At 41.6% G+C, this 24,641-nt stretch carries 27 protein-coding genes and 1 riboswitch; of the genes, 21 read left to right on the top strand and 6 right to left on the bottom strand.

Annotation, left to right across the window (positions count from 1 at the left end; translation table 11 throughout):
- Nucleotides 1-58 precede the first annotated feature (58 nt).
- The 4 genes from ACN6KS_RS16035 (at nucleotide 59) to ACN6KS_RS16020 (ending at nucleotide 4,121) form a co-directional block, all read left to right on the top strand.
- A complete protein-coding gene (locus tag ACN6KS_RS16035; protein ID WP_440960038.1) occupies nucleotides 59-1,834 on the top strand; it encodes an ABC transporter substrate-binding protein in 1,776 nt (591 codons plus the stop codon).
- Nucleotides 1,835-2,123: 289 nt separating this feature from the next.
- Complete coding sequence (locus ACN6KS_RS16030) at nucleotides 2,124-3,047, top strand: ketopantoate reductase family protein (protein WP_440960037.1); 924 nt, start codon at nucleotides 2,124-2,126, stop codon at nucleotides 3,045-3,047.
- Between the two features lie 34 nt (nucleotides 3,048-3,081).
- Nucleotides 3,082-3,486: a VOC family protein gene (locus ACN6KS_RS16025; protein ID WP_094875819.1), complete on the top strand. Its 405-nt coding sequence runs from the start codon at nucleotides 3,082-3,084 to the stop codon at nucleotides 3,484-3,486.
- Nucleotides 3,487-3,554: 68 nt separating this feature from the next.
- Entirely contained in the window at nucleotides 3,555-4,121 is a 567-nt protein-coding gene (locus tag ACN6KS_RS16020; protein ID WP_440960036.1) for a GNAT family N-acetyltransferase, read from the top strand.
- 89 nt (nucleotides 4,122-4,210) lie between these two features.
- On the opposite strand, the gene ACN6KS_RS16015 is transcribed toward ACN6KS_RS16020, so the two are convergent.
- Nucleotides 4,211-4,606 (bottom strand): hypothetical protein, encoded by a 396-nt coding sequence (locus ACN6KS_RS16015; protein ID WP_280787537.1) that lies wholly within the window; start codon nucleotides 4,604-4,606, stop codon nucleotides 4,211-4,213.
- A 148-nt stretch (nucleotides 4,607-4,754) separates the two neighbouring features.
- Here ACN6KS_RS16015 and ACN6KS_RS16010 point away from each other — a divergent pair, with 148 nt between their 5' ends.
- On the top strand, nucleotides 4,755-5,690 hold the full coding sequence (locus ACN6KS_RS16010) for a GNAT family N-acetyltransferase (protein WP_440960035.1): 936 nt from the start codon (nucleotides 4,755-4,757) through the stop codon (nucleotides 5,688-5,690).
- 140 nt (nucleotides 5,691-5,830) lie between these two features.
- On the opposite strand, the gene ACN6KS_RS16005 is transcribed toward ACN6KS_RS16010, so the two are convergent.
- Nucleotides 5,831-6,007: a hypothetical protein gene (locus ACN6KS_RS16005; protein WP_179283588.1), complete on the bottom strand. Its 177-nt coding sequence runs from the start codon at nucleotides 6,005-6,007 to the stop codon at nucleotides 5,831-5,833.
- A gap of 236 nt (nucleotides 6,008-6,243) precedes the next feature.
- Nucleotides 6,244-6,702, bottom strand: a complete 459-nt coding sequence (locus ACN6KS_RS16000) for an Hsp20/alpha crystallin family protein (protein WP_440960034.1) — start codon at nucleotides 6,700-6,702, stop codon at nucleotides 6,244-6,246.
- Between the two features lie 115 nt (nucleotides 6,703-6,817).
- Here ACN6KS_RS16000 and ACN6KS_RS15995 point away from each other — a divergent pair, with 115 nt between their 5' ends.
- The 4 genes from ACN6KS_RS15995 (at nucleotide 6,818) to ACN6KS_RS15980 (ending at nucleotide 8,485) form a co-directional block, all read left to right on the top strand.
- Nucleotides 6,818-7,042, top strand: coding sequence for a spore germination protein (locus ACN6KS_RS15995; RefSeq protein ID WP_036687577.1), 225 nt, complete (start codon nucleotides 6,818-6,820; stop codon nucleotides 7,040-7,042).
- Nucleotides 7,043-7,054: 12 nt separating this feature from the next.
- Nucleotides 7,055-7,276: a spore germination protein GerPB gene (locus ACN6KS_RS15990; RefSeq protein WP_440960033.1), complete on the top strand. Its 222-nt coding sequence runs from the start codon at nucleotides 7,055-7,057 to the stop codon at nucleotides 7,274-7,276.
- Between the two features lie 48 nt (nucleotides 7,277-7,324).
- On the top strand, nucleotides 7,325-7,945 hold the full coding sequence (gene gerPC, locus ACN6KS_RS15985; protein ID WP_440960032.1) for a spore germination protein GerPC: 621 nt from the start codon (nucleotides 7,325-7,327) through the stop codon (nucleotides 7,943-7,945).
- A gap of 159 nt (nucleotides 7,946-8,104) precedes the next feature.
- Nucleotides 8,105-8,485 (top strand): hypothetical protein, encoded by a 381-nt coding sequence (locus ACN6KS_RS15980; protein WP_440960031.1) that lies wholly within the window; start codon nucleotides 8,105-8,107, stop codon nucleotides 8,483-8,485.
- A 239-nt stretch (nucleotides 8,486-8,724) separates the two neighbouring features.
- Here the strand turns inward: ACN6KS_RS15980 and ACN6KS_RS15975 are convergent, their stop codons facing one another.
- Both ACN6KS_RS15975 and ACN6KS_RS15970 read right to left on the bottom strand, forming a co-directional pair.
- The gene (locus ACN6KS_RS15975; protein ID WP_440960030.1) at nucleotides 8,725-9,681 is read right to left on the bottom strand and encodes an alpha/beta hydrolase; all 957 of its coding nucleotides are present in this window, start codon (nucleotides 9,679-9,681) and stop codon (nucleotides 8,725-8,727) included.
- A 148-nt stretch (nucleotides 9,682-9,829) separates the two neighbouring features.
- Nucleotides 9,830-11,152 carry an APC family permease gene (locus ACN6KS_RS15970; protein ID WP_440960029.1) on the bottom strand — a complete coding sequence of 441 codons (1,323 nt, stop codon included), beginning with the start codon at nucleotides 11,150-11,152 and terminating at the stop codon, nucleotides 9,830-9,832.
- Between the two features lie 128 nt (nucleotides 11,153-11,280).
- Between ACN6KS_RS15970 and ACN6KS_RS15965 the strand changes: the two genes are divergently transcribed.
- Together ACN6KS_RS15965 and ACN6KS_RS15960 are read left to right on the top strand one after the other, a co-directional pair.
- Complete coding sequence (locus ACN6KS_RS15965) at nucleotides 11,281-12,183, top strand: LysR family transcriptional regulator (RefSeq protein WP_440960028.1); 903 nt, start codon at nucleotides 11,281-11,283, stop codon at nucleotides 12,181-12,183.
- A gap of 57 nt (nucleotides 12,184-12,240) precedes the next feature.
- The gene (locus ACN6KS_RS15960) at nucleotides 12,241-13,146 is read left to right on the top strand and encodes a tyrosine-type recombinase/integrase (protein WP_094869128.1); all 906 of its coding nucleotides are present in this window, start codon (nucleotides 12,241-12,243) and stop codon (nucleotides 13,144-13,146) included.
- A gap of 91 nt (nucleotides 13,147-13,237) precedes the next feature.
- Here the strand turns inward: ACN6KS_RS15960 and ACN6KS_RS15955 are convergent, their stop codons facing one another.
- Nucleotides 13,238-14,161 (bottom strand): L-lactate dehydrogenase, encoded by a 924-nt coding sequence (locus ACN6KS_RS15955; protein WP_042188714.1) that lies wholly within the window; start codon nucleotides 14,159-14,161, stop codon nucleotides 13,238-13,240.
- Nucleotides 14,162-14,332: 171 nt separating this feature from the next.
- Between ACN6KS_RS15955 and ACN6KS_RS15950 the strand changes: the two genes are divergently transcribed.
- The 10 genes from ACN6KS_RS15950 to ACN6KS_RS15905 all read left to right on the top strand — a co-directional run bounded on the left by ACN6KS_RS15950 (nucleotide 14,333) and on the right by ACN6KS_RS15905 (nucleotide 24,577).
- A complete protein-coding gene (locus ACN6KS_RS15950) occupies nucleotides 14,333-15,715 on the top strand; it encodes an amino acid permease (protein ID WP_341134902.1) in 1,383 nt (460 codons plus the stop codon).
- A 26-nt stretch (nucleotides 15,716-15,741) separates the two neighbouring features.
- Nucleotides 15,742-17,031, top strand: a complete 1,290-nt coding sequence (locus ACN6KS_RS15945) for a WD40/YVTN/BNR-like repeat-containing protein (RefSeq protein WP_440960027.1) — start codon at nucleotides 15,742-15,744, stop codon at nucleotides 17,029-17,031.
- Between the two features lie 243 nt (nucleotides 17,032-17,274).
- Nucleotides 17,275-17,451, top strand: coding sequence for a hypothetical protein (locus tag ACN6KS_RS15940; protein WP_179085723.1), 177 nt, complete (start codon nucleotides 17,275-17,277; stop codon nucleotides 17,449-17,451).
- A gap of 191 nt (nucleotides 17,452-17,642) precedes the next feature.
- On the top strand, nucleotides 17,643-18,035 hold the full coding sequence (locus ACN6KS_RS15935; protein WP_042194012.1) for a DUF2500 domain-containing protein: 393 nt from the start codon (nucleotides 17,643-17,645) through the stop codon (nucleotides 18,033-18,035).
- 208 nt (nucleotides 18,036-18,243) lie between these two features.
- Nucleotides 18,244-18,675 (top strand): cell wall hydrolase, encoded by a 432-nt coding sequence (locus ACN6KS_RS15930; protein WP_440960026.1) that lies wholly within the window; start codon nucleotides 18,244-18,246, stop codon nucleotides 18,673-18,675.
- Nucleotides 18,676-18,800: 125 nt separating this feature from the next.
- Nucleotides 18,801-19,280 (top strand): spore coat protein GerQ, encoded by a 480-nt coding sequence (gerQ, locus tag ACN6KS_RS15925; RefSeq protein ID WP_440960025.1) that lies wholly within the window; start codon nucleotides 18,801-18,803, stop codon nucleotides 19,278-19,280.
- 311 nt (nucleotides 19,281-19,591) lie between these two features.
- Entirely contained in the window at nucleotides 19,592-20,908 is a 1,317-nt protein-coding gene (locus tag ACN6KS_RS15920) for a hemolysin family protein (protein WP_440960024.1), read from the top strand.
- Between the two features lie 160 nt (nucleotides 20,909-21,068).
- Nucleotides 21,069-21,821 (top strand): DsbA family protein, encoded by a 753-nt coding sequence (locus tag ACN6KS_RS15915; RefSeq protein ID WP_440960023.1) that lies wholly within the window; start codon nucleotides 21,069-21,071, stop codon nucleotides 21,819-21,821.
- Nucleotides 21,818-22,282, top strand: a complete 465-nt coding sequence (locus ACN6KS_RS15910) for a disulfide oxidoreductase (protein ID WP_094869122.1) — start codon at nucleotides 21,818-21,820, stop codon at nucleotides 22,280-22,282. The genes ACN6KS_RS15915 and ACN6KS_RS15910 overlap by 4 nt, the downstream gene beginning before the upstream one ends.
- Before the next feature lie 196 nt (nucleotides 22,283-22,478).
- Nucleotides 22,479-22,636, top strand: a riboswitch (cyclic di-AMP (ydaO/yuaA leader).
- Nucleotides 22,637-22,759: 123 nt separating this feature from the next.
- Nucleotides 22,760-24,577, top strand: coding sequence for an APC family permease (locus tag ACN6KS_RS15905; protein WP_280786319.1), 1,818 nt, complete (start codon nucleotides 22,760-22,762; stop codon nucleotides 24,575-24,577).
- The last annotated feature ends 64 nt before the right edge of the window (nucleotides 24,578-24,641 follow it).

Raw genomic sequence — 24,641 nt, 5'->3', positions numbered from 1 at the left:
GGGAAGTAAAAGTGTAAGATTTACTTACAGTGTTTCACCTTTAAAGGAGTGAGCGATCGTGGACCATATTAGTAATCATTTTTTATGTTTAGCAATAGCCATCCCATCCTCAATAGATATAGGGGAAGGTAATCCTGTGACCATAGATAGACTAGCTTCTATTCTGTGCTGCACTCCTCGTAACGTAAAGTTTATTCTGCGAAAACTTGAAGAGCAGGGTTTTATACGCTGGCAGCCTGGAAGAGGGCGTGGAAATATCTCGCAGCTAACTTTTCTACGAACGATTGAAGAGGTGCTGGAGGACAGCTTTCAGGAACTGGTTAATAAGGGGAAGCTTAAGGAAGCTATAGAGTTATTAAGTCGTGGCCAGGTTAGCGACACATTAAAGGAACGGTTATTAATGGTGTTAAATAAGCAGATGGGCTTCCGTAGTGAAACGGAGTCGACATCAGGCTTGGATGTGTTACGAATTACACGAAACCGGCATATGGAAGTGCTGGATCCAGCTTATGTATATACCGCGTTTGAATCCTATTTACTCGGACAAATTTATAGCACATTAGTTACCTATGATGCGGCAAGTGATACCTTTCTCCCCGGATTGGCTCATATGTGGGAAACCAATGAAGACAGCACAAGTTATATTTTTTATCTCCGTAAAGGTGTACGTTTCCATCATGGTAAGATTATGACTTCAAGAGATGTCAAAGAAACCTTTCAGCGACTTATAGATTTGAACAGTCCGGCGTTGAGCTTGTACAAAGATATTGAGCGAGTAGAGATAGAAGGAGATCACAGAATCAGGTTTGAGCTGTCTCGTCCGAATCTCTTTTTTCTCCATATGTTCAGTTGTATTCATATGTCGATTCTTCCTCATGACGTAGATCTTGTAAAAGAAGTGAGTGGAACAGGGCCCTATCGTTTACTAGATCTTAATGAAGATGTGCTAGTTCTCGCGGCATTTGACTATTATTACGGTATACGCCCGCTACTAGATCGTGTGGAAATCTGGTATTTGCCAGAACAAGCTTCAAATGAACGATTGTATGAACTCCCTGAATCTGTTCAGGAAGGTTTATTACCTAATATCATCTGTAACCACAGTATTGACTACCCTGCCTTGGGATGCCGATATCTCTTGTTCAATTTCCCTAAAGACGGAATTCATCAACACCAACTATTCCGGCAGGCTATACGAATCCTTTACAGCCGAGAAGCCTTAATTAAGGAGTTAGGAGGGAACCGTAGTACCCCTGCTGATAGCTTTTTACCTTGGGAGAGCAGTAAGAGAAGTATTATTGAGCCTACCCTGGAACACGCTAGAGAGCTTATATTGGCAAGTGGCTACCAGGGAGAGATCTTAACTTTAGCTACAAAGAATAAAAAAGAAGAGCGGGAAGAAGCCCTGTGGCTTCAAGCACGAGCTGCTTCAGTAGGACTGCATATTGAGCTGTATTTATTCAACGAGTTTAACTCTGCAGATATAAAGAACACTGCCGAAATCCTCCTTGCTGAAGAGGTTCTTGAAGATGATTGGCAGTGGGGAATGGTTAACTACTTTAATAATAAACTTAATTATCTTTTTTCTCTGCTGAGAGATGAACAGATCTTGTTATTCTCAGATGTACTTACCGATTTCACGCAATCCCCAAAGGAAGAGAGAATCAAGCTGCTGGATCAGGCAGAAGGTGTGCTTAGGGACAACTATTGGGTGTTATATGGTTGTCATATGAATAAAAAAGCGCAGCTAAATCAAAGCTTGTTTGGACTTCACACCAGTTCATTCGGATTTCTGGATATCTCAAAACTATGGATCAAAACTACTAGTCTTTAAGGAGAGTTACCTAAATATGCTTGTACAGGAATGTTTTCTTTTGCTATACTTTCCAGGGAGGCTGTATCGATAAATTATCGAATGGTGCTCTAATAGGTTTTAATAAAAATGAATATTAATTAACTTGTAGCCTTGGAGGTGAACTCGTTGGATTTTGCTCAGATCCGTAAGGACCGAGACAAAAGAACGGTCGGTACTTGACTCTTTTTTTGCCTTTCGGACCTGTTTAGCAGATAGCTAAAAGGTCTTTTTGTTTGTTTAAATTAAGGGAAAAGAAGGGGAGACTATTATGCGTTTTCTTATCGTGGGTGCAGGAGCTATAGGTGGATATTTCGGAGGTCGTCTAGTTCAAAAAGGAGAAGATGTTACATTTCTCGTCCGAAATGCCAAGCAGATTCAGTTAGAAGCGGACGGTTTGATTGTAAAAAGTGTTCATGGAGATTTTCAGACTTCTGTACGAACGATTTCTAATAGGGAAGAAGCAGAGCTTTTCGACTGCATTATTATAGCGGTCAAGGCATACCATTTACCTCAGGTGATGAATGACATTGAACCCTACGTCGGTGAACATACACTGATCCTCCCGCTCCTCAATGGTTATGATCAATTTAGCATTTTGCAGAAGCGTTTTGGCCCAGAACATGTACTGGGTGGTCTTTGTTATATAGAAACAACTCTAGATTCAGCAGGTACTATCGTTCAAAGCAGTTCGTTTCATAGTATTGTGTTTGGTGAATGGGCAGGCGGTGAGTCAGAACGAACAAGATTGCTGCTGAGTCATTTGGATCATGCTGGCTTCACTGTATCATTAAGTTCTGCCATTCAGCGCGAAGTGTGGCAGAAATATATATTTGTAGCTAGTCTAAGTGGGATTACCACTTTAATGGATAGCTCTGTTGGGCCTATTTTTGCTTCCCCAAAAGCACGTGCAATCTATGAGCAGCTTCTTCAAGAGATTGTTAGCTTGGCTCAGAATGCTGGAATGCCTGTGGGACCGGAAAATATAGCTTCCACGATGGGAAAGATGCTTTCTGTGTTACCTGAATTTACTTCATCCATGCATCGGGATATGCATAAGCTACTACCTGTAGAAGCGGACCATCTGCATGGAGCACTTCTGGCTATGGCTGTTCCAGGTCAAGGCGCGTATCCGGTTCTCGAAACCGTGTATGCCCGTTTGAAAGTATACGAAAGCGTTAATGATATGAACTGATCTACTTTAAATCACAATAAGGAGCTGGACAATGATGAAGGAAACGAATCAAAAGATCATGACTTTTCTAATGTTCGAGGGTAAGGCAGAAGAAGCTATGAATTTCTATACGTCCTTGTTTGATGATTCCGAAGTTATTAGCATTAAGCGCTATGGAGCGAACGAAGCAGGACCTGAAGGGAGTGTAATGCAGGCCTCCTTTTCTTTACATGGACAAGTATTTATGTGTATAGATAGTTATGTTCAGCACGGCTTTACCTTTACTCCAGCGATATCCTTATATGTGAATTGTGAGGGTGAAGCTGAAATTGATCGGGTCTACGAATCATTAGCGCAAGGTGGACAGGTCCTAATGCCTCTTGGAAGCTATCCGTTTAGTCCGAAATTTGGCTGGGTAGCGGATCGTTTTGGTGTGACCTGGCAATTAAATCTTCTATAAGTAGTATCATACTATTGTTCTGTAACCTCCATTATAATGAGCATAGCTATTATAATGGAGGTTTTGAGATGTCCATCATTAATCCGTATCAGGTATGTCCGGTGTTTGAGAGTGAGCGTTTAATCTATAGATTGGTTCAAGAGGAAGATGCAGAGGACCTACTAGAATGTTATTCTGACGCTGCTTCTATCCCGCTCTTCAATAGCGATAACTGTAATAAGGATTTTAACTTTCAAATGATAGAAGAGATGAGTGGCTGTATACGATTCTGGCTGGATGAATATGCAGGGCATAGTTACGTTCGATTTAGTATTGTAGAGAAAGATAGTAATAAGCCTGTTGGCACTATTGAATTTTTTGCGAGAAATGAGAGTGTTGAAGGGGTAGGAGTGATTGGTGTTCTAAGGCTTGATCTGATCTCGAGATTGGAGAATGAAGGGGTTCTTACAGAGATCCTCTCTATGATTGAGAAGGAGTTCTATGATTGTTTTGGGGTTGATGCGATGATTACCAAGGCCATTCCTGCCGCTAAGCAAAGAATTACTGCACTATTAAATAGTGGTTATTCAAAAATTGAGGGCAATGCACTGGTGTCTTTCTACGACTATTATATGATTTCGAGAGTTTCTGGTTAAGAGGTATAATCGCAAGCTACATAAATGATTAGAGGAGGTGAACCTAATAGGGTTTACATCCTCTTTTTTTGAAAATATAAGAAACGGATTTAATTACATTGCTGAACAATAGTTGTGCCCTTATTAGTAATCGTGACAGTTGAATAACCAGATAGATACTCTGTATAACCGCATACAGTTTCTTGGGTGGATCGTCCTTTTGCGTCAGTATACTTTAGGTATATAGAACCTTCACCACTTAAGCTCAGTGTAGGCTTAAACTTTTTCGTTTGTCCTTTCCTGATGGGACTTATAAATAATTCCTTGGAATCCGTATGGACTAAACCTATTTCAATAGAGCTAATATCATTATCCGACTGATTATCTACAGTGAGCAAGAAACTCTTAAATGGAGTTAGGATATTTGATATCGTACCGATCCCTAAAGCTATCACAATACCCACTGAAAATATAGAAATACCTATTAAAAATCGTCTCTTCATCATGCAGTCCCCCTATGTAAGTAAGACAGGGTTCATTCGAATAATGTTACAGTATATAAGAATTAATTATAACTATTCATTAACAAGTGAAATTGGAAGAGATGTGCTACCCTTAATGTATGCCAAAATTTATTTGAAAAGAGGTTTTGTTTTGACAAAATCAACGATTCTTTCATCAGAGGGAATAATGATTCGTCATTTTGAACAAGGGGACATGCCATTACTGGGTGAGTTATATAACTCGGTTACTTCGCGGGGAAATGCTGTTTTTTGGTGGGTTGGTGATGAGGAAAACTGGAAGAATGTGTACTGCGCCTTTGAAAATGGGAAAATGATTGCCAAAGGTCAAGTAGAGATCATAAATATTGTGCCGACTGGGCGTTCAAAGGAAAGCAGACATTCGATCTATTTGAATTTGAAAACAATACCTGAACGAGAAGAAGACTATGATTTATTAGAGAGCATGTATCAAACGCTCCTCTTGAGAGCACTAGAATTAAAGGAAACTTTACCAGCAGAGTATAAAACGACGCTATGTGTGGGGAATAACGCATCGGAGATCGCGAACACGCAGTTTTTTGAAAAAGAAAAGGGCTTCTGTCAGTACAATAGCTTATTTAAAATGAATCATAATCTTAATGATACTTTCTCCGTACCTGAACTAAATGAGAGATTTGAATTTGCAACTTGGATGATGGAGACCCCACAAGAAGAAGAACTTTATTTAGAATTGGAAGCAGAGGTTTGGCCAGAAACCCCACTCGGGAAAGAACGACTATCTCAGTTTAAGCAAAATCTGCTTTGGAATTCTTTGGTTGTTCGAGAAGGGGAGAGGGTTGTAGGCAGCTTGATGGTATGGCAGGAAGAGAAAAGTGGGTATATTGAAAATGTTTTTGTACTAGAGCCGTGGAGAAGATTTGGAATTGCTAGGTACATGCTTTCTCAAGCGTTAAGCTATTTCAGAACACATGGACTTGAAGAAGCTTATTTAATGGTGTTAACAGATAATGATTCTGCATTGCATCTTTATGAATCTGTTGGATTCAGTTTATCAAGTGAAGAAAGACGGTATCGTATAGAATTATAGAACTCCTATAGTTTTTGAAGTGGAGGATTACTAAGCAAAGTGTGATTCGTTTTCATCGAGGCTCGATGACAGGATTGCACTTTTTTAGTAATCCGTTCGCCTTGTAATAAATGATGACTGGAACCTCTGAACAATTTTGTTCAGTTATTGTTAGTTACTTGTTTACCCTCGCATTTCTTACACACGTTAACCTTTTCGCCTGAAAGTCCTTTTCCGATATACAAAAGCTTAATACGAGTGCTGCCGCAGATCAGACATGTTCCTCTGCCTCGGGATGGCATACGCCAAAGTGCTTTGCCGCGCTTGTTTTTGGACATAAATAGCCCACCTTTGCGATTGATACCCTATCTTATGAGCGAGGGAACCTTAAAGTTCGGAGAATGAAGCTTATAAATTCCTTTGTAATTGCAGATGAAATAAAGGATAAATAAGGGCAAAAAATGCCCTAAAAAACAGCGCATAACTTAAATTATACGCTGTTTTAGTTTTAAAACGTTTTTTTGAGGAGAGATCGCCACTTGGACGAGCGAAAAGGAGGGATTTTAAGGATTTTTTATAAATAACGGATATCTATATCTCTAAATTTACCTGCTGACATTTTTAGCATTCTGAATTGTAATGAGCCTTGTTTATAAGTGCCTCTGCTCTGATCCGGATTGACTGGAATGGGGAGTGGGATGATCTCGCTATGATCTTTTCCAAGACCACTTAATTTGATTTGGGTTCGGTTGATTTGTGCCCATACACTTTCGGGGTGAATACCATTTGGAATACGAATTTTAGTAATTAGATAATTATGTGTGTCCAAATGCTCCACATGCAGACTTGAGGTTTCTTCGGTAAAAGATGAAGAGGTGGCTGCGGTAGCTTCTCTGATTATTTTTTCGACATAACCATCGATCTGGTTTGGATCCAGCTTCCACTGCTCTTCAAGCGACTTTAAGGATAACTTTTTCTTAAAAAAGGGATCTTCGTTCATCCAATCTAAAGGGTTCGATTTATTGGGGCTCATGAACGCTGAACCTCCTTAGTTTTTTATCCATTGTATGGGCATATGACTTATTCAGTGACATCTGGGCGGATATCTACATAGAATAGGTTATCATTCCGAAGGGAGGAGTGGTTTGGTGGTTTCAATCATCGGCAACATTAAAATCAACAGCGTGGGCCCTAGTTCCACAGTCTTAGTAGGAAATACGGCATCCGTTATCTTGAGCAGTAACTCCAAAATCTATGCCGGTGCCAACTCCTTCTCCATAGGTGACTCCATAGGTACAAATATTACGAATAATGCAGCCAGCAGTACAAACACAATGGATTCAGATGTGGTGGATCAAGTATCGCCTCCTTAAGGGTGGGTTTACATGAATATTACGGTGTATCAGTGCATATCGGTTAATCATCTGAAAATTGGTACGATCTCAAATTCATCGGTTCTGCAGATTGGTACTTCCGGGCGAATTAATGCTTTGTCTCACAGTTATCAGTCTAGTGACGTTCCTGAAGCTTCTCCTGTGCCATCACCAGCGGTAAGTGATTCACCTCTTGTACCCTTGCCTCCACCAACTGAACTATATACACGCTAGAATCAGGCTCATCTCCTTCGCATACAATAAACCATAGGAGGGGGTTGTATGCACCCGTATTATATTCAGCAAGTCTTTAATACATTAAGATTACAATCAGAAAAGATTCAGCAGCTGGAGAAGCAGCTCCAAGATTTAAAAGGGGATGTGGACAGCATAAAGAATAATAAAGCTGCAAGTATAGGACCTATAAATTATCATTTTGAACAATTAAAAATCGAGAAGCTGGAAGGCACTTTAAATATAGGCATAACACCAAATGAGGGAAATAATCTGGATGAAGCGATCGTCAATGGAAAACCTATCGGTCAGCAAGAGGAAGGGGCACCAACTGCAACCGCCTTATCGGATAAGATTCGTCCAGAGATCCTGAAGTATGTCCAAGAGGAAGTTCCCTCACAATTTTCACGGTTAGAAAAAGAGCAGAACTTAAGTATTGATGAGAACTATATCCAAATGGTAACTCAGGATCTGCTGAATCAGATGGATGGCCGAATTAACGACTATGTAAGCCAGCTTCCTGCCGCAGAAGAAGGGCGTAGATACACAGAAGAGGAAAGTACTTCTATTGTTGAGCAAATCAAACGAGATATTGTTACGGCGGTAGAACGGCATTTGGAAATAAACATAACAGGAAGGCGGGAGCCGCATGAAAATAACCGTGATTAACAGAGACATAAATGTAAACGCAGTAAAAGTGGTTTCGATATCAGGTTCTTCGGTATTTTTAGTAGGGGATACACAGATGATTAATTGTTCTTCGGCGTTTGACAGCGTGATAGAATATACTCCAAGTGCTCCGGATCAAGTCAAAAAAGGCAGTTAACAATGCACAACTCACGTATTCAAGATGTATACATTAATAATCTGTCTGACAGTTCGATTTTCTTATGTGGATCTGTAGAGCGGATTCAGTCTAAATTTGTGGGAAGTAAAGAAAATTACCTATATAACATAAAAGAGATTAATAGCAGTAATAGAGAGGCTTCACCCTTAGAGATCCCATTCATGGCATGGGCGAAGCAAGTGAATGAAGATGAAGTTGAGATTTTGAATGATTCCAAGGAATCAACGATTAATATGCAATGTATTAGGATTTTATCGATTGGGTCTGGGACGACCTTCCAGATTGGAAATGGTGGCTCTGTTCATCTGGAGAGTCGAACCAGTGAGTTCAAGCGAGAAATGGCTTCAGAAGTTGAGGGGTAATTTGGCATATTTGTTGATACTTATTTTATAAAAATAAATTAGTTCACATAATCATTATTATGTAAACTAATAAAAGGTACTGTCCTATAAGAAAGTACTTTTCACAAATAAGGGAGCTTCGAGCTACGAAAAGGAGGACCCTCAAAGGTATTCTGCTATAGAAACAACATTAAACTCATAATTAAAGAAAGCCTGCAAATGTGCAGGCTTTCTTTAATTTGGTGAAAGAACATATTTGTTTAGAAGCCTTCACGAAGCCATGACGTCGCCAGCTTTATGGCGGCTTTTTTGGCATTGGTTTCAGCTAAAGGATTTAGCATCACAAAATCATGTATGATCCCTTGAAAACGAACTGCCGTGACTGTGACTCCAGCTTCACGTAATTTGGCAGCATAAGCCTCACCTTCATCACGTAGAACGTCTGCTTCACCCGTTATGACTAGTGCTTCGGGTAGATCTCGTAACTGATCAACACTAGCTCGAAGCGGGGAGGCTGTGATCTGCTTCCGCTCCTCGGGGTCAGTTGTATATTGATCCCAGAACCATTTCATTCCATCACGCTGCAAGAAATATCCTTCGGCAAACTCATGATAGGATTCGGTATCAAAGGAGGCATCCGTTACCGGATAGAACAAAAGTTGTTTCTCTATCTTTGGGCCACTGCGTTCTTTTGCCATAAGCGTAATGGCGGCTGCCATATTCCCACCGACACTATCACCACCTATGGATAGCTTGCTAGCATCAAGGGCATGATCACTTCCCTGTTCAGCGATCCATTTCAGAACAGCATAGATCTCTTCGATGGCTGTAGGATATTTTGCTTCCGGAGAGAGGCTATAATTTGGAAAAACAATAGCAGCCTCCGCTCCGACAGCTAGTTCACGTATCAGACGGTCATGCGTATGTGCATTACCAAACACCCAACCTGCACCATGAATGTAAAGGATGACAGGCTGCGGCGCGGAAGAGGAACTAGGAGGGCGAACAATTCTTACAGAAACATCACCGTTAGGTCCACCTGGTACCATTAGATCTTCAATATCTACTTCAGGTTTATATATATCACTGGATTGTACGCTATCTACCGTTTCTCGGCCTTTTTCTGGTCCAAGATCAGGAAGGAATGGAGGTTTGGAATTAGCATCGGCAAATTCCTGCGCTGCTGGCTCAAGAACAATCTTTGGTTGATTTGGCATGATGTATCGTCTCCTTTGTCTGGTCATAGTATAGTTTACCCTCTTCATTCCATAACCATCTAAGGAGCTGCTGAAACGAAAATGAAATAGAAGCAACCCGTAACTAATCCTGGCAAAGGACGAGTTACGGGTTGCTGATCTTTATAATTTATAATACTTTTCGTTGACCTTCATACCTTTCACGGCTTAAATCCTTCTTTCCGGTTACCGCTTGTTTATGTTTGATACGGAAGATCAAAATAAACATCAAAGTAATAAGCAACGGATAGCCTATCGCCCAGCCTGTAAAAGGAAACACAGCGGCGGTAGCTAGAAAAGAGATCCAGCTAATCGTTACGCCTAATCTGCTTCCCTTAAGAAGGCGTATCCCCGCGGCACAGCCTCCGATATAAGTCAGGATAAATGTCGCATTTGGAAACTGGATCAATGTAGTGATAGATATCATTCCGCTGCTGTAGAGTGATATGACCGTTACAAAACAGAGCAGCAGGAAAGCTATCCCTCCGATAGGGGTATGATATGGTTTGGATAGTCTGCCCATCCATTGCGGGGCATAGCCCTGACGTGATAAGGCATAAGCCACTCGCGAAGCGGCACCGGCATAAGCAATAATGGTGGCGGTACAGATGAAGAGACCTGTGAGTCCTGCGATAAATCCTCCCCAGCGTCCAAGAGGCTGGCTGATGATCCAGACAAGTGAAGTACTCGACCCACCTTTAAGGTAGCTTTGTGTGCCAACCGTTGCTAAAGCGGATAAGAAATATAGAACACCTACAATAATAGCAGCGATGGTCACACCTTTAACTGCAGCACGTTGTGGATCTTTGAACTCCTCAGAGAGATGTGAGACAGCTTCCCAACCAATAAAACACCAAAATAGGATCGCTGCAGCCTGTCCAATGCTCATCCAACCGTGTGGGGCGAAGGGAGTGAAGTGTTCAACCTCCATCCGCGGAAGCGCAGTAGCAAACGAGAAGACGAGGACAGCTACAATCGCAATCACTACAGCAATTTGTACCTTTCCCGCCACTTGCATACCAATCCAGTTTGTAATTAGCCCAATGGCCAACATCACCGCAGCGATAGTAATTCTCGCGGGTTCATCCCAGCCCATGGCGGCTGTCATATAACCAGCTCCAGTCAGCGCAGCGACAGGCGCACCAATCGGAACGGACATTAGGAAGAACCAGCCCACTAAAGATCCGGCTTTAGGTCCGAAAGCAAGGGTAACGAAGTGGGACACGCCTCCAGCGTTAGGGAATTTGGCAGAGAGCAGGCCCATCGATAAGGCCATTGGCAAAATCAACAGCGTCATAAATCCCCATGCCAGTAATGAAGCGGGACCAGCCATTTCTGCAGCCAGCCCGGGAACGATTAAGACTCCTGAGCCCAATACAGCACCGATATAAAGAGCTATGGCTTGCGGCATGCCGATGTTTCTTCGTAAAGTGGTTGAACTTGAATCTTTCATAATTTTTTAATCCTGCTTTCATTGTCTTTTGTTATAGAGTAGCAGATAATAGATCCATTGGAAAAACAGATTTTTTGAATAGTATCCATTCGAAATTCCGATGGATAACTATTATTCAGGGGGCATCTATGGAATCACGTCATCTTTTTACCTTTATAGTTGTAGTGGAAACTGGAAGCTTCACCCGTGCTGCACAGAAGCTTGATTATGCACAATCCAGTATTACCGCACAGATCCAAGCGCTAGAGACTGAAATAGGTCAGCCTTTATTTGATCGGATCAGTAAAAAGATTATCCTAACCGATGCAGGCCGCCGTCTGCTTCCATTCGCACAAGAGATCTCCAGAATGCACTCTCTAGCGCAAGATGCTCTTCGCTCCGAGAGTGAGTTAACAGGGTCTTTACGAATTGGCGCACCTGAATCTCTGGCTGCTTTTCGTTTACCAGGCATTATCAAGGAGTTTCGTGTTAAATATCCGAAGGTCCAAATTCTTCTGAAGCCTGGAGCCTGCTGGGAGCTAACAGATCTAGTTCGTTCCGGTGAACTGGATCTGGCTTTCTTACTGCAACCCGAAACGGAAGATAAAGATCTGAATATAGAAACTCTGGTGCATGAACAAATGACCCTGATCGCCCCGCCGGAACACCCTCTAATTAATCTTTCGGAGGTAGAGCCTCTACACCTTAAGGGAGAAACGATACTGCATACGGAAACCGGTTGTAGCTACCGTACTTTGTTCGAGCATCATTTAAACAGCCACGGGGTATTTCCTGACCCTACACTAGAGTTTTGGAGTATCGAGGCAATCAAGCAATGTGTTATGGCCGGTCTAGGCATCGCTTTTATTCCAATGATTACAGTGAACAACGAATTAGCGGAAGGGAAGTTAGCCAGGTTGAATTGGAATGATGAATCCCAGCGGGTTGCAACTCAAATAGCCTATCATCATAAGAAATGGAAATCTCCTGTTCTAACAGAGTTTTTAAAAGCTGTGCAAAAGCATGCTGAAAAATGGAGCAGCAAAGTTTAATTCCTATAGCTATTCTATGGTACAATAGATTGTCGAAATCAAGGGAGGCTCGAAGCCATGAATGAGTGGAGTGAAGACTACGAAGAGGGGCTTGAGGCTTTTTTAATCTGGATGAAGGATGCCGGTTACACTCCCTATACGCAGAAATCCTATTTAGTAGATGTAAGACAGTTTTTAGAAAGTCTGAATGGTAAAAAGCTAGAGTCCGTAAAGAAGCTGCATGTTATTTCTTTTCTTACGTCAGTGCGTGAACGTGGAGTAAGTGATGCTACCCGTAACCGGAAGCATGCCTCAATTAACTGTTTTTTCAAGGCATTAATTGAGCTGGAATTGCTTCTAACCAATCCTGCAGCTGGGATTAAGAAATCTAAAACGGAGATCAATCGCGAGCCGGTCTACTTAGATGAGGGTGATCTGGGGCGATTTTTGTCTTCTATAGATGGGAAATACAAAGGCCGTAATTTAGCAGTCTTTTTACTGATGTCCTATATGGGGCTTCGGGTGGGGGAAGTCCACACGCTTAATTTAAGTGATTATAATGTAGAAAGACATTCCCTTCGAGTGTTCGGTAAGGGACGTAAATGGCGTAATGTACCGATTCCAGAGGATGTGGTACCTTTTCTCGATCTGGCGATTGAAGAACGATTAAATCCTTGGCGCAGTAAAGAGGAAGCTATGTTCATTTCACAAAAAGGACGCAGACTGTCCATACGTGGCATTCAGCAAATCGCTGCGGACACCTTCGATCGTTTCCAAAGGGATGTGCCTGCTGCACAACGTCGACCCTATTCCAGCCATAAGCTACGACATTCATTCGCTACCATGCTGCTACGAAAAGGTGCGGATCTGCGGACGGTTCAAGAGCTGCTGGGACACTCTTCCATTCAGACAACAACGGTTTACACGCATATCACGAGCCGTGAGAAGGAAGAAGCCATGTCGAAATTGCAAATCCAGATTTGATAGAATTCTAAGTGCAATTCTTTTCAGGAAAAAGGGGCTATCCCCGGCCATTGTATCATGACAGTAGGGAGAACCCCATGTATTCTTTTGCTTATAGTTCCAGCTTAGCTATCTCAGCTTTAAGCTTCTCGGCAGATTTCTGGAATAGAGCTCGTTCTGTTTCATTCAATGGAAGATCTAGTACTTCTCGTACACCGGACCGATCTACGACGCAAGGAGCGCCAAGGTAGACATCCGAAACTCCGTTATAATTATTCAATAAAGTAGATACGTTCAATACAGAGCCTTCATTATGAAGAATGGAGACTACAATACGATCTAGTGCTAATGCTATTGCGTAAGAGGTTGAGCCTTTGGCATCAATAATTTCATAAGCGGCATTCTTAGTATCTTGGAATATTTCATCTTGTTCAGCTTCGTCAAAACCGAGATCAATCCCGGCAACATTCGCTAGACTCCAAACCGGAAGTTCCGAGTCCCCATGTTCCCCGATAATCTGACCATGAATACTGCGTGGATCAATTTCTTTGTGGCGTCCAATCAGATAGCGAAAACGTGCACTATCCAGCACCGTTCCGGAACCGATGACTCTTCTGCGATCAAAACCACTTATTTTCAAAGTGGCATATGACAAAATATCTACAGGATTAGTAGCAATAAGTAGTATCGCATGTTGATTATATTTGGTGATCTTTTGAACGATATCTTTGAAAATTGAAATGTTTTTGCGGAGAAGATCTATCCGGGTTTCACCCGGTTTTTGTGATGCACCGGCAGTTACAATGATGATATCCGCTTCCCGGCAATCTTCATATGTACCAGCCCATAGCTTCACACCACCAACAAAGGGCATACCGTGATTCATATCCAATGCTTCTCCAAGGGCTTTCTTTTGATTAACGTCAATAAGTACAAGCTCAGGCATACGTCTCCGTAGCAGTAATGTATAGGCTGTTGTTGTACCAACTGCTCCAGTACCAATGACTACGACACGATTGGGTTTCGGGGGGGCCATGATTCCATCTCCTCAGTAATTAAAATTTTAGCTTTTAATCTTGTCCATCATAATCGCTAACGTTATTGTTTTCAAGCAGGTCTTATTTAATGCATTACCCCATTTTGGGCATACTTAATAGAAATTCTCTAATCAATTTGACAACAAGACTAGACAGGAGAGAATGTAAGAATGGATTTATTTCGCAAAAAACCGCTAATCGCACCTTCAAACTCCGGTACAACCAAGTTAAACAAAACACTCGGTGCGCTGGATCTAACCATGCTAGGTGTAGGAGCGATTATTGGTACTGGTATTTTTGTAATGACAGGAGTAGCGGCAGCAGAACACGCTGGTCCTGGCCTTGTCATTTCATTCCTGTTAGCCGCGTTTGCCTGCGTGCTGTCAGCCCTTTGTTATTCAGAGTTTGCATCGAGCATCCCGGTCTCCGGAAGTGCCTATGCTTATAGTTATGTAGCTTTTGGAGAATTACTCGCTTGGATTTTGGGCTGGGACCTTGTGTTAGAGTATGGCGTTGCAGCAGCTGCAGTGAGCAGCGGGTGGTCAGGCTATTTACAGGGACTTTTAGAGGGCTTTGGTATCCATATTCCTACAGCACTATCCGGGGCGTATAATGCGGAAGCAGGCACCATTATTAATTTACCAGCAGTAATAATCATTTTACTAATTTCCTACTTACTAACACGGGGAACTAAAGAGACCGCTCGTTTTAATGCGATTATGGTTATTATCAAAATAGCTGTTGTGCTTTTGTTTATCGTAACTGGATTTTTCTATGTTAAACCAGAGAACTGGACTCCATTCCTGCCCTTTGGCTATCAAGGTGTTGTGAACGGTGCGGCAACTGTCTTCTTTGCCTACATAGGTTTTGATGCGTTATCGACTGCTGCAGAAGAAGTAAAGCAGCCTCAGCGCGATTTGCCTATAGGGATTATTTCATCCCTTGCTATATGTTCTGTATTGTATATCCTAGTTTCACTTGTATTAACGGGGATTATACCTTATACGGATCTCAATGTTAGTGATCCCGTTTCTTATGCGCTCCGTGTTGTAAATCAAGATATGATAGCGGGTTTAATCTCTGTTGGAGCTATTGCGGGAATGACCACCGTACTGCTCGTAATGCTGTTCGGTCAAACTAGATTGTTATTTGCAATCTCACGTGATGGTCTTTTACCACGAGGATTGTCTAAGATCAATGCTAAAACACAGACACCTATTCGGAGTACGTGGATGGTTGGGATCATTATAGCTGTATTAACAGGCTTTATTCCATTGGATCGATTGGCTAACTTAACAAGCATTGGAACACTGTTTGCCTTCTTTGTCGTTTCATTGGGGGTAATTGCCCTGCGGGTTATTCATCCCAATATGAAAAGAGGATTCAGAGTACCCTGGGTTCCCTTCATTCCATTGCTAAGTGCGGCAACATGCGGATATTTGATGTATAATCTAGGAAGTGAGACATGGATTGGATTTCTGATTTGGACAGGTCTTGGGCTTCTGATTTATTTTCTATACGGCTACCGTAATAGTAAGTTAAATTATAAATAAGATTCCAATTGAGAGGAGAGAGGGCATTGACATCTAGAACCGCTGGATTTAAAACTCTAAGAATGTTTATGATGCTATTTTTTCTAGCGTGGATAGTCTCAGCATGTTCTTCACCACCACCGGAGCCTTCTCCACAGCCACAACCTACAGAAGCACCGGAAGAAGGACAGACGATTACTCTCATTACACCACCTAGTAACAATACTAACAAAGAGAGTGGCCCGAAATATCAGGTTCAAACTCGAATTACGGGTTTTCATCTGCTTAGTGAGACAGAGGGCATGGTCTGGGGTGTAACAAAAAATGAACTTCGTTTGTACGTTACCCATAATAACGGGACGACCTGGGCTAATATTTCTCCTGCACCCAATGTGCAGTTCCTTTCCACACCTGTCTATGGAAAAGGCATCTTTTTCACTGACTCTAATCATGGTTGGATTATAAGAAGTGCATTTGGTACGACAGAAAATATAGTGTTACGAACCACAGATGGAGGGAAGAGCTGGAAAATCTCTTCATTAGGTGATGATAATAATGTATCTTCCGTTTATTTCAATTCACCAACTCAGGGATGGCTAATGACCTCTGCGAACGCTACTCCTAATAAGGAAAGCAAGGCGATTTATTCAACGACAGACGGTGGGGCCACATGGGAAGAAGTGATGCAGAATGAACAGTATAATCCGAACCTTCCAAATCATTCGATCCCGTTCACAGGAGTAAGTACTGGAATGATCTTCAAGAATCATGTAGAAGGATTTGTGACTTTGCAAACCGGTGCCCTTCCTAAGATCTTTATAACTAAGGACGGCGGGCAGAGTTGGAATCCAGGACAGTCTTTTCTGGTAAATGAACAACTGGAAAGCTGTGACAGAGTCATTACTGGCAAACCAGAGTTCTTCGATGCTAGTAAGACTAATGGTTGGATGTCTGTGGGCTGCCAAAATGATAAAGATAAGACGATTACTTACCACGGTTACTTTACCGCTAATGGTGGAGACAACTGGAAATTCACCCCTTTTGAATTAAAGAGTCCAACCGGAGGGAATCATCAGAGCGCTCCGACATTTCTGGATTCGCAAGTTGGTTGGGCCATTATTGGTGATACTCTTTACCATACCGTTAATCAAGGGGAAACTTGGCTCCCTCTTAAGGAGAGCAGTGTTCTGCAGTCTAAGCTTGAGGAATATCCTGAGACGATTAAGATGCAGTTTATTTCCGCAGAGGTGGGATGGCTTTTGCTTGAGAAAAAAGAACAAAAACGCTCGCTCCTCTTACAAACTACAAATGGTGGGATTAGTTGGCGTGTGATGTAAAGTGAAGCTGTTTCAAAAGTAGTAGATACTACTTTTGAAACAGCTTTCTTTAAAAAATAAACAAGAATGAACTTCCAAATCAATTTGTTTTTGATTGATTGAATATAAGGAAAAAACTTAATTAAAATTTTCTTTAAAGATGTGAAAAAAATCACATGACATTTAAATGATCGTGTGATATATTTAACACATAGAACAAGTTCAAATTTTCACAAACTTAACTTTCGAATAGGAGAGATTACAATGAAAACTTTTGAAACAGATTATATGACAAGAAACCTACTGCAACTTTGCTACAACTGTGATGATGCTCACCTGTGTGAAACGGAAGAACAATGCAGAGCATGCTGGGCAGACAATGGTATGTTAGATGTTGAGACTGATGAAACGAAGCAATTGCTAGACCTCGTTCATGCTTAATCTGAACACTCAAAACTATGATTAAAGACCACACGATTTCTTGATTTCTAAGAAAACGAAGTGGTCTTTTTGCATGAAGTCTCACTAATTTAATGCTTTCTGGACTAGAAGAGGCATATACATGTACAGAAGTGCCTGAAGTTAAGCTAAGGGTTGAATTAATGGGTATGAAGGGGGACAATGTCATGGGAATGGGCCCGGATCTTTCATGGATGTTTGATTTCTCTGGAACAGTGATGCCAATATTTCTCATTGTAATGGTTGGTATTCTTGCAGTTTCAGCAGGCAGGGGTTTGCTTCAATGGAGCCGGAACAATAGCTCACCCATGCTAACCATCCCTGCCCGTATCGTCAGCAAACGGAGTGAAATAAGGCAGCAGCAGGTTCAGGAAGATAATGGTTCAAGTCGTACAAGTACAACATACTACTTAACGTACGAATTGAATGGAGGCAGTCGAATTGAATTTAAAGTAGATGGCCATGAATATGGAATGAGTGCAGAAGGCGATAAAGGCATGCTTACCTATCAAGGAACTAGATATCACGGATTTGAGCGACAACCACAATACTCCACAGCGGAGTAGTCATTAGCATTCATTCTTAAACCATTCTTCTGTTCTATTCAACGGAGCAGAGGGATGGTTTTTATTTGCGGTCTAATAAGCAACTAGACGGAATGTAAATGGCTTTAAAATTAGGTGGGAACTGTCACCTCTTGGGCTAATGCACATACAATACACCATGCAGTTAAGAACGAGGTTGTTTACGAAGCAACCCCAAGGAGGAGACAGCGTGGCCGTCATCAAAACGAACTCGGAAGATGTGAGGGTACTAGCGCGGTTGATGAGAGCGGAAGCTGAGGAGGATGGAGATCTCGGCATGCTTATGGTCGGCAATGTTGGTGTCAACCGGATTCTTGGCAATTGCTTGGACTTCATGAATATTCGAACTGTGAATGACATGGTCTATCAAAGTCCAGGAGGATTCGAAGCCCCGCAAAAAAGCTACTTTTATCAACGAGCAAGAGAAGCAGATATCCGTCTTGCCAGACGTGCAATTGCAGGTGAAAGAACCTGGCCAGCGACCAATGCTTTATGGTTCTTCCGCCCTGTAGGGGATTGCCCTCCAACCTGGTATAACCAACAAAACACAGGCCGCTTTAAAGCTCATTGTTTCTTTACTCCGACTGGAGAAGATTGCCCGACTGTATTTATTGGCAATTAACAGGGTAACTGTGTAAAAGGGAATTACTCATTATTATGAGTAGTTCTCTCAGTAAGCCAGTGTAAAGGTTCCTTTGTATCCAAAGGGAGCAACTGCTCCGATAAACATTTAGGAGGTTTCATTAAATGATCGTTCAACCATACCGTCCCGTTACTTACACTATCGGCAGTGTTTCTTCTTCAGGTATGCCAATGCCAATGTCTTCAGGAATGCAAGGCATGCAAGGGATGCAAGGGATGCAAGGCATGGGTAGCATGCCGCCACAAGTTAGCAGCGGAAGTCCGATGACACCAGGAGGGGTTGTAGTTCAAAACCCGCCTCAACAGTTTGAACAATCATATATCGAAAATATTTTCAGACTGAATTTAGGCAAAGTAGGTACATTTTATTTTACTTACGAAAATAACAAAGAGTGGAATGCCAAAGTTTACAAGGGTGTGCTGGAAGCTGCGGGCCGTGACCACATTATTATTAGTGACCCAGTAACTGGTCAACGTACTGTATTACTTATGATTTATTTTGATTATGCTACATTTGATGAGCCTCTTACTTATCAGTACCCTGGTGTGATCGGTAATCCTCCTACAACAAGAAACTGTCGTTAATCAAGGTCTTATATTTGGTATGAACCCCATCACTTAACCGTGAGGGGGTTTTCTCTATTTATGCTGATATTTTGGAATAATAAGGGGAATAAAGGCCTATTTTTTTTCGAAAGGACACGCATGCTTGCGGTTTGCCCCAATATATTAATATAATAAAGTATATATTCAAAAACGTGATTCTAGACTGGAGATGAAAGCATTGGGAAATTGATACTGAAAGGAACAAATGGCAAGCGATTTGCCAATACTCTTAAAAAACGAAGGAGGTGGGCCTATCCATCCGTACGGAGAATGGTGGATAGGATTATAAATTGAGCGACCCTTTACCCGGTATATTACACGTAGGTCTTATTATTCTGTTGGTATTATTAAATGGATTCTTTGTTTCAGTTGAGTATGCAATGGTGAAAGTACGAAGCGGTAGAATCGATACCCTTATTGAAGAAGGTAGTAAAAAAGCTTTAAAAGCGAGAAGCATTGTACGCAACTTGGAAGGTTATCTATCCGCCTGTCAACTTGGTATTACATTGGCTTCACTTGCGTTAGGATGGTTGGGGCAGCCCGCTATAGCTAACCTTGTTGGGCCCTTATTAGGAAGTATAGGTTTTGGAGTAACCGCTGTTAATGTTGTATCTTTGATTATTGCTCTAATGTTTATCACTATCATGCATATCGTGCTAGGAGAGCTTGCACCTAAGACTATTGCAGTTAACAAGGCTGAATCTGTCCTTTTGCTAACATCGGGGCCGATGAATGTGTTTTACAAGATCATGTATCCAGTGATTTGGATCGTAAACGGGCTGGCACGTGGTTTATTACGGATCTTCCGTTTATCCCCTGCTTCAGAGCTGGGAACGGCGCATACGGAAGAAGAAATCCGTATTATCATGCAAGAAAGTAATAAAAGCGGCTTTATTGATAATACCGAAATGGCGCTGGTTGACAATATTTTTGAATTTGTGGATACAATGGCCCGCGAGATCATGATTCCTCGAACAGAAATGATCTGCTTGAATAATCATCTTTCAACGGAAGAGAACCTTGAGATTGCTTTTGATGGAATGAGGACGCGTTATCCTGTCTGTGATGGTGATAAGGATCATATCCTTGGCTTCATCCATATCAAGGACTTAATTAGGGATCGTGAACAAAGCTATAATAAATTGATCCGTCCTATACTAACTGTACCAGAATCTATTCAGATTAGTGCTCTGTTGAAAGTCATGCAGCGCGCAAAGACACAAATCGCCATTCTGATTGATGAGTACGGTGGAACATCAGGAATGGTTACGCTGGAAGATATCATGGAGGAGATTGTAGGAGAAATTCAGGATGAGTTCGATGAAGAACGTCCTGGTGTTGAGAAGCTGGGGGAGGATGAACACTCCATCGACGGCTTGATGCTTATTGAAGAGATCAATGATCTTTTGGGGCTCCATATGGATACTGAGGATTATGATACGATAGGCGGTTGGCTGTATTCTAAATTGGAGGTTAATCCACCTCAAAAAGGACAGTCTGTAGAATTTGATGATCATCTGTTTATTGTGGAAGAAACGGATCATAAGCGGATTTCTCGAATTAAACTGCTGAAGTTACAGCTATTGACTGAAGAAGCTGGTGCATAAAGAACTTATTAGAATGATTAGGACACAGTGCTATAGTGCTGTGTCTTTTTTTACAGAGTTTTTACAGTATTGTTTGCCAAAAAGAGACTAAAAATTATATAATTTTAAATGTATATGATAAAAACTACATTAGTCCACAGAGGACAGAAAGGAACTCTCCTTGAGTAAACCTAATAAAAGTACAAGCGTTCCCCAGCTTAGCAAACAAGAGAAACGGCGGGTAGAACAGGAGCAGCAAAAGCAGAAGACGAGAATTTTAATTATTAGTTCAATTGCTTTAGTAGTCATTATTTTTGTTGGATTGTTTATGTTAGCTTCGAAAGATGCCACAAAAAATGCCACTTCGGGAGAACCAGTAGCATTCAATTACAGTGAGCTACCTAGAGTTGGTAAAGAGGATGCACCTGTTAAAATTGTTGAATTTGGAGACTTAAAATGTCCAGCGTGTTCCCAATTTGCAACTTCAGTTAAACCGAAAATTGTTCAAGATTTTGTCAACGAGGGAAAAGCAGCGCTCTACTTTGTAAATATGGCTTTCGTTGGTCCAGACTCTGAAACGGCCTCACTTGCTGCATTATCTGTTTATCATCAGAATAATGATGAGTTCTGGAAGTTCTATGATGCTGTATATGCTCAGCAAGGTGATGAAAGTGAAGAATGGGCGACTGAAGATTTCTTAGTAAGCCTTGCGGAGAAAGAGAAGTTAGCTATCGATTACGAACTGCTTCGTAAAGATATTAAGGATCGTACGTATGCAGATGAGCTGAATAAGGGTATGCAGTTAGCTAGTGAAGCTGGGGTAACGACTACACCATCCCTTTACATCAATGGAGTAATGATTGCGGATCCTTTTAACATTGAAGCGATTTCAAATGAAATTAACGACGCCGCAAAAGCTGTGGAGGCAAAGTGACAAAGTTCCTATCTTTTTGCAAGCGTAACTGCCTGTATCTGGCCTGGTTCGTCTCTTTAGTTGCTGTAGCTGGTAGCTTGTATTTGAGCGAAGTATTGAAATATGAACCTTGTAAGCTTTGCTGGTTCCAGCGAATTTTTATGTATCCTCAGTTATTCCTCTTGGGAATTGCGACGTTTCGAGGAGATAAAAGGATTATCCCATATGTACTTCCATTAAGCTTGATTGGTGGCAGTATCTCGATTTATCATTATGCGGAGCAGAAGATTCCTGCGTTAAGTAAAGTACTTCCTTGTACAATTGGTGTTCCTTGTAATAAGGATTACTTGAACTATTTCGGATTCATTACGATTCCTTTTCTTGCTTTAATCGCGTTTGCTTTAATAAGTATTTTACTTTGGTACGGACGCAAGGAAGAAGAAGTGATGGAATTAGAAACAGAAGAAAGTTTAGGATTTTGATTTTTCAACTTTGAAGGAAAGAAAAAATGTGAAAAGTGACTAAAAACACGACCCAGAGGGATAATTGAAGAGAATGAAAGAGAGCATCCAATTAGACGCTGTATTTGCGCTTTTTGGATGTTTTTTCATTCTTTTTTCATTTTTTTCAACGCTTTACTGCATACACTTTGTAGACTAATATTAGACCTTGTGAGAAGTTGAATATGCGCTGAATTTTCTTAGGAAAAACGGGGGAACCAAACTTGGCATATGTGCCAATGGGGTGAATCGGAATAGGTCGATTGGACTTGTACCGTAGGGCTAAACCACAGCCCGAATCCGCCAGCTAACCTCGTAAGCAAGGTGGGATAATGACCATGCATAGCATGCGGATCATTTCCGTATGCTATTTTTTGTGTCTGCATTTATGAAATCCACCAATGAAAACAGCGCGCGGAAATTCCGTTTCAGCTCCCAAAGAAAGGAACTGTATCCACCATGGTAAGCAAGGTAAAACGACTATTGATCGGGCGTCCGATGAAGTCGAACGAACTCGATCATGAAAAGTTATCCAAGGTTAAAGCACTGGCTGTCCTGTCTTCTGATGCGCTCTCGTCTGTAGCCTACGGAACGGAACAAATTCTGATTGTACTGGTGGCTGCCGGGTTTACTGCCATCTGGTATTCCCTGCCAATTGCATTAGCCGTATTGGGCCTGCTGGCCATCCTGATTTTATCCTATCGGCAGACGATCTACGCTTATCCGCAAGGAGGAGGAGCTTACATCGTTGCCAAGAGTAATCTTGGTGTTCCGACAGGGCTTTTAGCAGGAGGGTCTTTGTTAGTGGATTACATTCTGACCGTAGCTGTTAGTGCCTCGGCAGGGACAGATGCGATCACATCAGCGTTTCCAAGTCTTCATAATCACACGGTTCTTATTGCTGTATCCGTAATTATTCTTCTAACATTGATTAATCTTCGCGGAGTTACAGAATCGGCTTCATTTATCGCAATCCCAGTGTATTTGTTTGTGGTGTCGATTGTAGTTTTGATTATCTCCGGTGTTATTAAATATGCAGCAGGTGGCGTACATGCGAATGTCCCTGAAATAGGCAGCGCCGTCTCCAATGTTAGTTTGTTTCTACTATTAAAAGCCTTCAGTTCTGGTTGTTCGGCACTTACGGGTGTAGAGGCTGTATCTAATGCCATTCCAAACTTTAAAGCACCGGCTGAAAAGAATGCAGCCAAGACCTTAATGGTCATGGGGGTTATACTTGGATTTATGTTTACAGGTATCACATTACTGGCCTATTGGTACGGTATAGTGCCTGATGAAAAGGCAACGGTTGTTTCTCAGATCGCTGAATCGACCTTTGGTCGCGGAACTTTATATTTTTTCATTCAAGGGATTACAGCAGTCATTTTATTCTTAGCAGCTAATACAGCTTACTCAGCGTTCCCGCTGCTCGCCTTTATGTTTGCAAAAGATAAATATATGCCACATGCTTTTATGGTTCGTGGTGACCGTCTAGGTTTCTCAAATGGTATTATTTTTCTAGGTGTTCTGTCTGCTGTACTTGTAGCTGCATTTCACGGAAATACAGAAAGCTTGATTCCTCTTTATGCGGTAGGTGTCTTCATTCCGTTCACATTGTCCCAGCTTGGAATGATGGTTCATTGGTTTAAAACCAAACCAGCGGGATGGAAAAAAAGATTTGTTGTAAATACCATCGGTATGCTGACTACATTGACAATTACGCTTATTTTTATCATTACTAAGTTCTCAAGCGTATGGATGGCGTTCATTTTCTTACCTGCTGTAATGTTTGTGTTCCACCGCATTCACAAGCACTATTTGAACACAGCAGATCAGCTTCGTATATGTCCGGCTACGGATAAACCTTTAATTAAAGGAAGTACGGTTGTTGTCCCTGTTGCTGGTGTAACACGTGCTGTACTGCATTCCATCAGCTATGCCAAGTCTCTAACAGATAATGTAGTAGCCGTGTATGTTGGCTTTGATGAAGAGGACATTCAAAAGATGGAGCAACGGTGGGAGGAATGGAATCCGGGTGTACGCCTGATTGTACTTCGTTCCAGATATCGCAGTATTATTCGTCCGTTAGTGAAATTTATTGATACCGTGGAGTGGAAGACCGCAGCGACGGATCATATCACGATTCTGATTCCACAGTTTATAACTAAGCATTGGTGGCAAGCTGTACTTCATAATCAGACCAGCTTTTTAATCCGTTCGTATCTAATGAATTCAAAAGATGTTGTAGTTGCGACTGTCCCCTATCATTTGAATAAATAATGGATTATTAAGGAGAGGCTATATCCGGAACGTTCGGAATATAGTCTCTTTTGTATTTTTTTTG

Origin of the sequence: Paenibacillus nitricinens, from assembly GCF_052056485.1 — a bacterium.
Classification (GTDB): domain Bacteria; phylum Bacillota; class Bacilli; order Paenibacillales; family Paenibacillaceae; genus Paenibacillus_AQ; species Paenibacillus_AQ nitricinens.
This window is presented reverse-complemented; position numbering and strand designations above follow the sequence as displayed.